The 12,823-nt window shown below is 47.8% G+C and carries 9 protein-coding genes; 3 read left to right on the top strand and 6 right to left on the bottom strand.

Annotation, left to right across the window (positions count from 1 at the left end):
- Positions 1-34: 34 nt before the first annotated feature.
- The 3 genes from HV229_RS09185 to HV229_RS09175 form a co-directional block, all read right to left on the bottom strand.
- The gene (locus HV229_RS09185; RefSeq protein WP_181547343.1) at positions 35-790 is read right to left on the bottom strand and encodes a terminase endonuclease subunit; all 756 of its coding nucleotides are present in this window, start codon (positions 788-790) and stop codon (positions 35-37) included.
- 3 nt (positions 791-793) lie between these two features.
- Positions 794-1,861 carry a phage major capsid protein, P2 family gene (locus HV229_RS09180; protein WP_181547341.1) on the bottom strand — a complete coding sequence of 356 codons (1,068 nt, stop codon included), beginning with the start codon at positions 1,859-1,861 and terminating at the stop codon, positions 794-796.
- Positions 1,862-1,922: 61 nt separating this feature from the next.
- The gene (locus tag HV229_RS09175; RefSeq protein WP_181547339.1) at positions 1,923-2,777 is read right to left on the bottom strand and encodes a GPO family capsid scaffolding protein; all 855 of its coding nucleotides are present in this window, start codon (positions 2,775-2,777) and stop codon (positions 1,923-1,925) included.
- A 167-nt stretch (positions 2,778-2,944) separates the two neighbouring features.
- On the opposite strand from HV229_RS09175, the gene HV229_RS09170 reads away from it, so the two are divergent.
- The 3 genes from HV229_RS09170 to HV229_RS09160 all read left to right on the top strand — a co-directional run bounded on the left by HV229_RS09170 (position 2,945) and on the right by HV229_RS09160 (position 10,109).
- Positions 2,945-4,714 carry a terminase ATPase subunit family protein gene (locus HV229_RS09170; RefSeq protein WP_181547337.1) on the top strand — a complete coding sequence of 590 codons (1,770 nt, stop codon included), beginning with the start codon at positions 2,945-2,947 and terminating at the stop codon, positions 4,712-4,714.
- Between the two features lies 1 nt (position 4,715).
- Positions 4,716-5,732 (top strand): phage portal protein, encoded by a 1,017-nt coding sequence (locus HV229_RS09165; RefSeq protein ID WP_181547334.1) that lies wholly within the window; start codon positions 4,716-4,718, stop codon positions 5,730-5,732.
- 402 nt (positions 5,733-6,134) lie between these two features.
- Positions 6,135-10,109: a hypothetical protein gene (locus tag HV229_RS09160; RefSeq protein WP_181547332.1), complete on the top strand. Its 3,975-nt coding sequence runs from the start codon at positions 6,135-6,137 to the stop codon at positions 10,107-10,109.
- A 188-nt stretch (positions 10,110-10,297) separates the two neighbouring features.
- On the opposite strand, the gene HV229_RS09155 is transcribed toward HV229_RS09160, so the two are convergent.
- From HV229_RS09155 to HV229_RS09145, 3 genes are read right to left on the bottom strand one after another with little or no spacing between them, the layout of a single operon-like run.
- Entirely contained in the window at positions 10,298-12,292 is a 1,995-nt protein-coding gene (locus tag HV229_RS09155) for a replication endonuclease (RefSeq protein ID WP_249417799.1), read from the bottom strand.
- Complete coding sequence (locus HV229_RS09150; RefSeq protein WP_049042475.1) at positions 12,282-12,557, bottom strand: DUF5405 family protein; 276 nt, start codon at positions 12,555-12,557, stop codon at positions 12,282-12,284. The genes HV229_RS09155 and HV229_RS09150 overlap by 11 nt, the downstream gene beginning before the upstream one ends.
- Positions 12,558-12,587: 30 nt before the next feature.
- The gene (locus tag HV229_RS09145) at positions 12,588-12,797 is read right to left on the bottom strand and encodes a DUF2732 family protein (RefSeq protein WP_181547330.1); all 210 of its coding nucleotides are present in this window, start codon (positions 12,795-12,797) and stop codon (positions 12,588-12,590) included.
- Positions 12,798-12,823 lie beyond the last annotated feature (26 nt).

The raw sequence follows: 12,823 nt of genomic DNA, 5'->3' as shown, positions 1-12,823 counted from the left end.
GACCGGCGTGCCGCCCGGCTCGGGGAGCGCTCTGTTAACCTGCGGCTTTTGCCGCTTTCGGGGGACGCCCGCGCCGTGCCGCCGGTTTGGCGGCAGGTTTGCGCGTGCGCGGTTTATTCTGTTTTGGTGCGGGTTCTGCTTTGGGTTTCAGCGCGCGCTCGAGCTGTTCAATATCTTTTTTCACACCGATAGCCCGCTCCAGCTGGATCGCACGCTGCAGGTGCGCCAGCGCGTCGGTCAGACGGCCAGCCTCACGCAGCACGTAGCCGGTAATTTTGTGCAGCTTCGCGCGCACGACATCCGGCATGTCTGCCCGTTCGGTCAGTGCGATAGTGTCGAACAGGAGTTGCAGCCCGACAGGCTGTTTCGCATCGAGCAGGCGCTGCGCTGACAGAGCGACTTCTTCGGCCAGTAAATACGGCGTGGTGCGGCGGTGGCCGCCGGTCGGCATGGTCAGACCATAGGTCATTGCATAGCGGGCAATCTCCAGCGCACCGGCGATGTCATCCGCATCGAGGCGCCACAGCATGACGGTCATGACAATGTCATCCTGCGCCCCTTTTCCGGCGCTGAGGACACCCGACACCCACGGCAGATAGAACGGCAGCAGCTCACGCTTTTTGTCTGCCTTGCGTTCATTGGAGCGGATTTGTTTTAACGTGCGACAGTCTGCGGCCAGCTTGACGAGCATCTGCTCATAGGCAGTTGCATTGCGCAGCGGAGCAGCAGCCCGCCGCGCAGTCTCAGAGGCCGAGACCCGCATCATGTGACGCGCTGCGGGACTCGTCATGGCTTATTCCCCGCTTTCCGGTGCGGCAGGTGCAGTGAAGTCACCGAGGTTGATGTTTTCAATCAGGCAACCAGCGGCATAAGCCTCGACCACATAGTCAATATTCATTGACTCGTAGTTTTCGACACGGTCCTTTTTCGGCTCCTCGATGATGGCGCGGCGGTGCGCATCATCCATGAAGTAAATCGACAGGTTATCGAGACGTGTCACCATCAGGGCATTCGCCGGGAAGTACGGCACGCGCACAGCAGGCAGGTTGCCGATACGCTTCTGGCTGATGATGATGTCAGCGGCCAGCGTTTCGCTGTTTTCCTGCGCCTTGTTAACCAGCGGGAAATATTTATCTGCCATCAGCTTACGGCCAGTGATAACGACAAGTTCCGGGTCATCCTGATAAATCTCATCAATCAGGTTGGTGGTCGAATCCATCACCAGCGCATCAAGGTTTTCATAGTCACCGTCTTTACCCACGCGGATCACATCAGAAATGACCTTGCCGTCATCATCGGTGACGTTGGACATCACGCGCGCGGCAGCTTCATTGCGGTATTTCTGCAGCCAGCCCACCGCGACATCCTGCAGCATCGGGTTCGTTTTGCGGTTGGAGGTCTCCGCACGGGTGATACCGTTGAAACCTGCCATGATGAAATCGAGCGACTGACGCTTGATAATCGCGTCACGGATACGAGTCTGAAAGTCCTGGAAACGCGCCCACAGGTCGAGCTGTTTGTAACGAATATGGAAGTCAAAGTTGATTTGTGCGCATTCGTATTTGTTGGATTCGAGCGCAGTGAAATCAGCGGTCTTACGCTCGTCATCGGCGGCGGTGTCCGTGGTGCTCGCAATAGTGCCGTTGACGCCAACCCCGACCTTTTCGCCTTTCAGCTCGTCGACCGGCACGATATTGATTTTGGTCAGAAACGCGGATGACGCCTGCAGGGTGGTCATCAGGGTCTGCGTCACGGACGGCTCAACGGTGAATTTTTTCGCCACATCGTCGGTATCGACGCCGTTCAGCTCCGCCACGCGGGACAGGTAAGCATTAAATTTAAAGCGGGTATCTTTACGCATTGTTATTCCTGTTTTTCTAAAAAGGGGCATCAGGCCGGGCGACACACACCCGGCAGGTCTGTCAGCAGTTGGTCAGCAGCTCGTCACCCGTCCCGCCTTTCGATTTCTCGCGGCGTGGCTGGCGATAGCTTTCGGTGTTATCGAGGGAGCTTTTCAGGGCGTTAAGCGCCTGCGCGCTCTGCGTGGTCTGGCTGGTCACGTCCTGCTTTAGCTGTGCAAAGGCGGTTTCCAGCTCAGTGACGCGCGTTTCGGTGGCGGTCAGGTTGGTCTGTACCTGCTCAGAGACGGCGGTTACCGCTTCATGAACATCAGCCAGACGGGCGTCATCACTGACCTGTTTGCGGCTGAAAATCGATTTGACCTTGTCGGTCAGGCTGTTGAGCACAGTGTCGGGGACGTCTTCAAATTCCAGCTCTGCAAGCGTGGCAACGGAAAACAGATCGTCAGGATGGGCTTTTTTACCGGCGAGCGGGTTTTGCGTGGCGCGGCTGCAGAATTCGAGGTATTCGGTGCCAAGGCTTGCCGGGTCGTCGGTGACGGCCAGACCGACGAGATAGCACTTGCCGCTGTTGGCGAAGTTCGGGCGAATCTCCATCGAGGTGTAAACCTTCTGCCCGGCTTTCACCATGCTGACCAGCTCGTCGAGCGGCGCGATTTTGCCAAACAGCGCTTTTTTGCCGTTCAGTGCCGAGTCATCGCTGATGACTTCCGCTTTGACTTCGGTCACGTCACCATAACGTTTGAGCACGCTGTCAGGCAGAATGCCACGCAGGTGTTCGAGGTTGATGCGACAGCCATAGACGCGCGGGTCGAAGGTGTCCGCCATGTCCTGAATATCTTCGCCGTTAATCACGCGGCCATCGCAGGTGTCACCCTCGACGCCGATGCGAAACCATTTAGAAACTTTCTTTGCCATTGTTCAGGTGTCCTGATGTTGGTTTTTTCGGTTCGGGTTTAGTTTCCCGACTCCGCCACGCATCAGCCACCGCTTGCGGACGTGTCCCCCCTGACACAACAGGGGGTTAGCGATAATGCCCCGCTATTTCCTTAGCCTTGCCCCGTAATCACTGACACGAGGCAACCATGACCATTTCTACTGACCTCTCTCTTTTGCACGACCCGCGACGACAGGCGCGCCTGTTGTTCTGGCAGGGGTTTTCCGTGCCACAAATCGCCGACACGCTGCAGGTCAAACGCCCGACCGTGCAGAGCTGGAAACAGCGTGACGGCTGGGAAGAAACCGCCCCGCTTAACCGCGTGGAATCCACACTCGAGGCGCGCCTGATTCAGCTTTATGCAAAGCCTGACCTCACGCCGCACGACTTCAAAGTCGCTGACTTTCTGTCACGCCAGATGGAACGGCTCGCGCGTGTCAGCCGCTACGGCCAGACGGGAAACGAGGCGGATTTAAATCCCAACATTTCCAGCCGCAACAAGGGCGATCGCCGCAAGCCAAAACGTAACTTTTTCAGCGAGGAGGCCATCGAAAAGCTCGAAGAGATTTTCTTCGATCAGTCCTTTGAGTATCAGCTCAACTGGCACAAGGCCGGTATCGCGCACCGTATTCGCCACATCCTCAAATCGCGCCAGATTGGTGCCACATTTTACTTTGCCCGCGAGTCATTGCTGCGCGCCCTGAAAACCGGGCAAAACCAGATATTTTTGTCAGCCAGTAAGACGCAGGCTTACGTGTTCCGAAAGTACATCATCGCCTTTGCCCGCATGGTCGACGTCGACCTGTCAGGCGACCCGATTGTCATCGGCAACAACGGCGCAGAGCTGATTTTTCTCGGGACCAATTCCAACACGGCGCAGAGTCATAACGGCGACCTGTATGTCGATGAAATCTTCTGGATCCCCAACTTTCAGAAACTGCGCAAAGTCGCCTCGGGGATGGCGTCACAGTCACACCTGCGCACCACCTACTTTTCAACGCCCTCGACGCTGGCACATGGCGCGTATCCGTTCTGGTCAGGTGAGCTGTTCAACCGGGGACGCAGCAGCGCCGCCGAGCGTGTCGACATCGATATTAGTCCTAAGGCGCTGGCCGGGGGCGTGCTGTGCCCGGACGGCCAGTGGCGACAGATTGTCACCATCGAGGACGCGCTCGCCGGGGGATGCACGCTGTTTAATCTGGATCAGCTGAAACAGGAAAACAGCGCCGACGATTTCCGCAACCTCTTCATGTGTGAGTTTGTCGACGACAAGGCATCGGTATTCCCGTTCGAGGAGCTGCAGCGCTGCATGGTCGATGCGATGGAAGAGTGGGAGGACTTCGAGCCGTTTTCCGACCGTCCGTTTAACTGGCGTCCGGTGTGGATTGGCTATGACCCATCACACACCGGCGACAGCGCAGGCTGTGCGGTACTGGCTCCGCCACTGGTTGCCGGTGGCAAGTTCCGCATCCTTGAGCGTCACCAGTGGAAAGGGATGGATTTTGCGACACAGGCCGAGGCCATCCGCGAGCTGACCGATAAATACTGCGTCGAGTATATCGGCATCGATGCGACCGGCATCGGCCAGGGTGTTTACCAGCTCGTGCGCTCGTTCTTCCCTGCAGCGCGCGCCATTCGTTACACGCCGGAAATGAAAACCGCGATGGTGCTGAAAGCGAAAGACACCATCAGACGCGGGTGTCTGGAATACGACGCCGGGGCAACTGACATCACACAGTCATTTATGGCTATCCGTAAAACCATGACCAGCAGCGGGCGCAGCTCCACCTATGAGGCCAGCCGCAGCGAAGAGGCCAGCCACGCGGATATCGCATGGGCCACCATGCACGCCCTGTTAAACGAGCCACTTTCCGCTGGTAGCGGCATGCATTCAACGTCAATTCTGGATATTAACTGACATGAAAAAACATCAGAAGAAACCCACCACAACAACCGCCAGCACACCGCAAAAAATGGAGGCGTTCACCTTTGGCGAGCCCTCCGCCGTTCTGGATCGCCGCGATATCCTCGATTATGTCGAGTGCATCAATAACGGGAAATGGTACGAGCCGCCGGTCAACTTCTCGGGGCTGGCAAAAAGCCTGCGCGCCGCCGTGCATCACAGCTCGCCGATTTACGTGAAACGAAATATTCTGACGAGCACCTACATCCCGCACCTGCTGCTGTCGCGTCAGGATTTCAGCCGCCTCGTGCTGGATTATCTGGTCTTTGCCAACGGCTATCTTGAGAAGCGCATGAGCGTTACCGGCCAGCTTTTAAAACTGGAAACATCACCGGCAAAATATACCCGTCGGGGTGTCGAGGATGGCGTTTACTGGTACATATCAAGCTTTAACAACCCGCACCAGTTCGCACCCGGCTCGGTGTTTCACCTGCTGGAGCCTGATATCAATCAGGAGCTTTACGGCATGCCGGAATACCTGAGCGCACTCAATTCGGCCTGGCTGAATGAATCCGCCACCCTGTTTCGTCGCAAGTATTACCAGAATGGCGCGCATGCGGGTTACATCATGTACGTCACCGACGCAGCACAAAGCAGCACAGATGTCGAGTCACTGCGTTCTGCAATGCGTGATTCAAAGGGACTCGGGAATTTTAAAAATCTATTTTTCTACGCACCCAACGGGAAACCGGATGGCATCAAGATTGTGCCGCTGAGTGAAGTCGCTACGAAAGATGACTTTTTCAATATCAAAAAGGTGAGCGCCGCTGACCTGCTCGATGCACACCGCGTACCGTTCCAGCTCATGGGCGGCAAGCCGGAAAATATTGGCTCAATGGGGGATGTTGAGAAGGTGGCGCGGGTGTTTGTGCGTAACGAACTAACCCCGCTGCAGGAACGCTTTAAAGAGATTAACGACTGGCTCGGGATGGAGGTGATCCGCTTTAAAGATTACAGCCTCGAATCAGAATAACCCCGCAAAAAATGCCGCCTCCGGGCGGCTCATCCCTGACAACCTCAAACACACCACACTCCACACAATCCCACCGACACATCATCGCAGACCTGCAAAGCATCAGGGCCGTCACGACGCTCACAGATGCATTAAATTAAATGCTGTCACCGCCTCTGGCGCGCAGTGCTATCCCCGCCTCGCCTGCCCGCTTAATAGGTCGGTTTTAATGCAGTTGCATTAACCGCCAACCCTGCATGGCACCAGCCAGAGTGGGCAAGCCCATGACAATCAAAGTTTTAAGATTGCTAATGCATATTAACGCCTATTAATGCATTTAAAGACTTATTAATATAACGGGACAACCACACCTCATGCGAGGTGAATAAAGTCATTAAATGATACTCGGGAGAGAAGGACAAAATGTCGCAACCGTATGATTTAACACAGCTTGACTCAAACTCTTTTGAACATCTAGTCAATTTTTTAGCTTTGAAGGTTTTAGGGAATGGGGTAACGGGTTTCGCATCCGGCGCCGATGGTGGTAAAGATGGCTTTCTTTGTGGCAGAGCCCCATATCCAACATCAGTGGATAATTGGGAAGGTATTTGGTACATACAATCAAAATTTCACAAGCCACATTTAACCGCTGATAGCCAAAAATGGTTAATTGGGCAAGTAAAAAAAGAAATTGAGCAGTTTAAATTGAGTTCAAAGCGGTCCATCCCAGACAACTGGATAATAGCGACGAATATAGAACCTTCAGGAGCACCTAGAACTGGGTGTTATGATCAAATTATTGAAATAGCTCATAAGCATTTCCCTGATATGAAAGTTGATATTTGGGGTGGTAGAAAAATATTAGATTACTTGACTGAGAATCCATCGGTCGCAATTGAATATGGCCATTTTTTAACTCCAGGCCATATTATTAGTGAGTTATACAAAAAACTACAATCACCTAACAATCAAATCAAAGATTTGATAGAACACCTTATAATCAATCAATTTAAAGAACTTAGTTACACAAAGCTGGAACAGGCAGGCTCTGGAAGCGATCAGCGACCCAAAATCTATGAGTTATTCAAAGATCTTCCGATGATAACTTCAGACGAAAGCGAACCTCATTTTATAATGAACTGTTTAGTATCCTCTGCCAGCAATGTACAAAAATTATCCACTTGGCATCATTTTGGAGAGGGTTGGCGTATTTGGTCAAATAACCCTTTGAGAGCAAGAGTGCATCTACTAAAAGGAGGCCCGGGCCAAGGCAAATCTACAGCTGGTCAATATTTCGCACAGATACAAAAAGCTTTCTTTATTTTATCGACAAATGGCCCTGTAGTTACCCCACTGAATAAAGAAATAGCTATTGAATTAAAAAATGCAGCAATAAATCAAGGTTACTGGCCCACCGTTCCGCGCATCCCATTACTTGTTGAGCTAAAAGATTTTGCTGCGTGGTATATTAAAAAATCGGAGCATGAACCGAGAGGAGTTGTTGCATATATATGTGAGAAAATTAAAACAAAAATTAAAACATCACATGATATAACTGCTAATGTTTTTTGCGAAGCTCTTAAGGAATCAATGTGGTTTGTTAACTTTGATGGTTTAGATGAAGTTCCTAACGATTTAAAAGATAATATTGCCAATGAAGTAATAGAATTTACCAATGAATTAATACCTAAATTAAATGCTGATGTATTAGTACTATGTACGACTAGACCACAAGGATATTCTGGACAATTTGAAGATCTCGACTCATCCGTTGAAACTTTGCTCCCACTCCCAAGAGACATTGCATTAAATTGTGCCTCTGCTGTCGTGAAGTATAATAGAAGCGACGAAGATGCTGAACCACTTATCGAGATTTTAAATTCTGCCATGAATACAGAACAAGTGAGGGAACTAATGATTACCCCCTTACAATCTCATATAATGGCTGTTGTTGTTCGTGAAGGTGGTCGCCCACCTGAGAAACGCTGGGAGTTATTTAACAACTTTTATTCCGTGATGAAAAAAAGGGAAAGTTTAAAAAACTCACCTGATACTAAAATATCTGAGTTGTTAAGAGAAAAAGATCAACTTTTAAAAGCAATACATGACCGCCTTGGAATTAGCCTTCATGTCAGAGCGGAAAATAGTGATGGAGCAGTTGCAGCACTTGACAAATCAGAATTTCAGATATTAGCCGAACAAACTTCATCTCTTCTTCTTGATGGAAATATTGAAGATGTTGTGCAAACTCTTATGGAAGCCACAATCGAGCGACTAGTCTTTGTTAATACTCCAGAAAGTAGTAATTCTGTAAGATTTGACATACGGCAACTGCAGGAATTCTTTGCCGCAGAATTTATTTATTCTGCTGTCGATGACATTGAATTCAGAAGAAGATTTAACATTATTTGTGGTGATTCTCACTGGCGTGAAGTTGTACATTTCTTGTTAAGCGCATTAGTTCACCATAAGAGGCTTAGCGTTCTTGCCATAGCAGTCAGTTTGATACTACAGCTTGATGATGATAGTGAAAATCATTACATCAGGGCATTTAACAAAAGAATGGGAATAGGATCGTTACTTACCTTACGCCTACTTGAAGAAGGTATTTTTGAACAAGACAAAGGCATTAGACAACATTTCAATAAGACTTTAACACCATTATGGAATAGTATTGAACACAGCACATTACGACAGTTAACTGCATTAAATAAAGCACAATCATTAAATTGGTTAATAAATAACATGGTGGATGCCTTCATCGAATTAGATTTTAGCGAACATATATCCACAGGATATTTACTTTCAATAATGCTCGATAGCACACACCCCCGAATTAATGAAGTTAAAATTAGATTTCAACAAGCCCCAGAATTTTATCTAAAAGCAACGTTAATATTACAAACTGGAAGCTACAGAAGACCACAAAAAAAATGTCAACCATGGTTTATAAATTTTTTAATAAAAACCTTGTTTTCTGAAAACACTAAAAGCTTCCCTCTATTACTGGAGATATATTTTTACTTCATAAATATCGACACTTCAACTATGGTCCCTTTAGAGGACTTAGATATAACAGACGAGCAACGCAACATCATGAACGCAATTTTCTTTGCCAATAAAGAATCTACATCCCATGATAAAAAAGCGGCTAAGGAATATTCTTTTTTATCTGTAGTACCATATACTCATAACTGGAATACAAAGGATAATGAATTAATACCAAATTTTGAAATAAGCGACACACCGTACTCATCACCTATAAATCTTTTCATTTTTGCAGTTAAATTCTGTCGCTTCAGCAATGCAATTAACTTCAGAAACTTAATTAATTCAATTGTGGAGAATAAATATTTCACAGATGCAATTCCGTCCTATTTAAGAGCCTTAATCCCCATACAGTTCGATAGTTCAACTTTCGATGATCATATGAGAGACTTACAAAACTTAAATGATGAAGAGATGGAATCATATCTTGCCAATATTACCTCCGGAGTAAAAATAATAAATCCCGAAATTGAAATGACCACTGTAAACATGATTCCATACAGTAATGAATCATGGATAGAACTTTGCAACGATTTCCCTGACTTAGCACTTCGAGTACTAACGGAGAGTTATTGGGAAAATCAAGAATTGTTAAAATTGCAATCATCCTATGATATTGAATTTTACAAACCAATATTAAATATTGCCATCTCAAACACAGATCTTTTCAGTAAATATTTTTCGGGATGGGCCGCCGTATTTAGAACATTCCCAGAGCATGAAAAAATCATTCGACAAAAATTGCTTTCTTGCGACATAAAATATGGCGATGATCACTTTCGAGTTTCAGGGAAAAATATCTTCTTCAATATAGATATTGTTACGGAAAAGAAATTTGTTATAGTTTTAGCACACACATTGTTGCAATCCAATATTTATAATATGTACTCCAGAGTTTCACGCTCCAGAGTAATAAGAGATGACTTCAATGAAGAATTCATCAATAAATACGGCCTTGATAATGACTCTTTAATATCTTTTGCTAAGAGCACCCTTGAGGATGATATTTTTAGATCAGCATGTCTATCCCTTATAATATCCCAAAAAAACATCTATGGCGTGAGTATTACACAAGCCTTCTTTGATGAAGGTTTAGACATCATTTTCTTCGAGATTTTTAACGAAGATAGTAAGAAAATGTTAAGTTCGGCTGCTTATCAACTACTCTTAAGTGTAACCAGTTATGATATAAAACTCATGGAGTTTATTGGCCGACTTTCTTTACTCATTAAAGATGATATAGAGGAAAGACTTATGATCCAAAATATATATCTACGTTGGCGTGAGCGTTCTTCAGCACCAGTACTCAAAAGCAATGATTTTGAGCACTGGTTAAACTATACCTACTAAATACGTTAACATTTGCATGGGAGCCAATATATAAAGTGGCTCCCTCATTTAAAATGATATCAGCGACAAAAAAATTACAACCATCTATATTTTTTTCATCTCTATATTTTCAATATCCATTTTTGTTAAAACACTTCTCTGAATATATCCCAAACAATTCTAAATTTAAATTTCCACATATTTAAAGGCTAAATCACAATCTTGGATTCATACCGCACCTCATTGTCCACAAAACCCTCAGAAGTAGTTTTCTGTTTAAACATATGAACTGGTGCTTTATGTTTTCCCCTTTCCCTCCCACAGTTATTGACAGGACTCCGAGGCGCGGCAATGCCGCTTTTTAAAGTCAAAGGCTCAACGGCCAACAGCTTTGGAACGATGCGCCATTCGGCTGTACGGGTAACATGTACCAGCTCAGAGCCCAAGTGCGGAGCGTAGATGCCCACGACTCTCTCTATATCCTCTTCGTAGGCGTTAACCTCGTCAGTCACGTTACGAGCCACACGGACGGTCTGACTATCACGTGGTACGTTCGCCCCACCCTGCGCAGCGATATAAAGGTCAAACTCACCCTCGTCAGCTGCGGCTCTTGTAGCCTCGACACGCTCATCAAATTCATCAGCAATGCTTACGCCATGAGGTAATTTGCGCAGCTCACGATATGCACCCATCGTTGGCAATCCAATAGATTTAAATTGCGGGATACGCCACGTTGACGCCCATGCGGTTACTGCTGCTGCAGTATCAGTGAGAGGTTTACCGGTATCGTGATCGACTTGCCCATCAAGTGCATACCCGTCGATATTCTTCGCAATGTATTTTGCGATGTAACCGGCTGCACCACCTTGATTGAGGTGCTTAGCTTCAAAACGCTGTGCTGCTGCACCCTTTTCGTCGCCATCTTCCCTTAAGGCATAGCGTCGCATGATTTCAGTAATATGCTTACGTTGCTCTGGTTTGCAAAAAAGCATCATGTGCCAGTGCGGTGTTCCGTCATGATGCGGCTCTACAACGCGCATACCATAGACCTGCAAATCATTATCTTTAAAGGCTGTACGCATTAGGCTCCAGATACGGCATAAATACCGCTGACCATCCTTCGGCGTAAAAGCGGTGTCATTCCATCCGTGATTAAGTTGCACCGTCTTTTTATCGCCCTTTCCGACCTGACGTGTAGGGTGATACTTCGATGGCGTGGTGATAGTGATAAACATACCGACGTCACCCTGCCCAGCCGCATAGCGTTCAATACCTGCGATTGTGTTCATCAGTTCCATACGACGGATTTCAGGGTTTGAAATACTTCCCATGACTTTGCTGATGAGATCGATACGCTCACCGGTAACTTTGTTTTCCAGCTCGCACGATTTGAGGTATTCGAGATTAGCCAAGCGGCGAGAATGCACGTCGCGGATCGCCGTTCTGCTGGCGTATGGGGAGCGGTCTTTATTCACCTCACCGGCAGCAATCAGCAATGCTTCATGCCAGCGCATACGCTGAGCCTTAAACTGGTTAATCCACCACTCATCATTAATCAAACGAGATATAGCGGAAAATGCCTGGCGGATCGTGATTTGCCCTTTGCAGTATTTTTTCCAGAACATCGGGGTAATGTTGAATGCGCGAGCTGCACCAGCAACGTGGCCGTACAAATGCGCCTGAGCCTCATCAGTAAATAGAGTCTCTTTACCGCCGTGAGTGTCAGCCCAAGCGTCGCTAAGTTCCTCATAAGCAACATAGAGCTGCGAAGCGATACGGGCTGCAAATTTTTTGAGAGCCTTGTCACTCATACCTGCTAAACGCGAATAGCTTTCGCGCTCACTCAGGAAAAGTAGCGATGCCGTCTCGTTCATTCCGTTTAGCTGATTGACCCGCTCAAGACGCGGCCCCACCCTTTTCTCGACAGTGTTCTTGAGGAAATAGAAACCATGAAGGGGGCTTTTATTACGACGAATGAAATCATAACGCGAGTTAAACAGCGTTTTTAAGACATAAGGCAGACGATTAACTTTACCTAAAACACCTTGCACCTGACGGAATTCGCCACGTGTAAGGGGTCTGTCACGGCCAATTGCAGAACGTGGAGCATTCCAGGGATAAGCACCGACGAATGTATCATCGGTGTGCTTCGAGAAAGGAGGTGGTGGCGAAGGGGCAGTACGCCCCCGAGGTTCAGCGGCCATTCGAATTGAAGGCGTCAAGACATTGCTTCGCTACGCGCTCAATCTGAGTTTCAAGCGCCGAGAAAGAGATAGCATCTCCCGTTAAAAGGTCATGCAAAGCAAGGCCTGAAACGAGCTTAGGGATAGTTGGGTAGTAACCCACAACATCCAGCCATTCCTTACCTTCGTTTTTCCCGGAGGTAGCGATTTTCTTTTCCTGCAAAATAAATTGATAGCGGTCGCTGGTAATAACGTACTGGTTATTTATATCGATACGGATACTCATTATTACTTCCTTCTAAAGTGAATAACCCTCTCAACCGAAAATTGAGTTGTGCAATTTTTCTGATTCTTGACCTAACAACTCGATAATCTCGGTGCGGTTAAGTTCTGACTTACTGATGTGCGCGATAAGCCCGTCAAATTGAGAAGAGAAACTGGTCGCTGTGTCGCGCTGTGCTTCACTTACTGCCTGCTCCAGAAGTGCCGAAAACGCGCCCCGCTGCGCTGTTTTTTGTTTTTGCATTTGCCTATCTCCAGACAAAAGGAGTC

Source organism: Citrobacter sp. RHBSTW-00524 (assembly GCF_013747755.1).
Lineage (GTDB): Bacteria > Pseudomonadota > Gammaproteobacteria > Enterobacterales > Enterobacteriaceae > Citrobacter > Citrobacter braakii.
The sequence above is the reverse complement of the archived record's forward strand: the minus strand, read 5'-3'. Positions and strand labels throughout refer to the sequence as shown.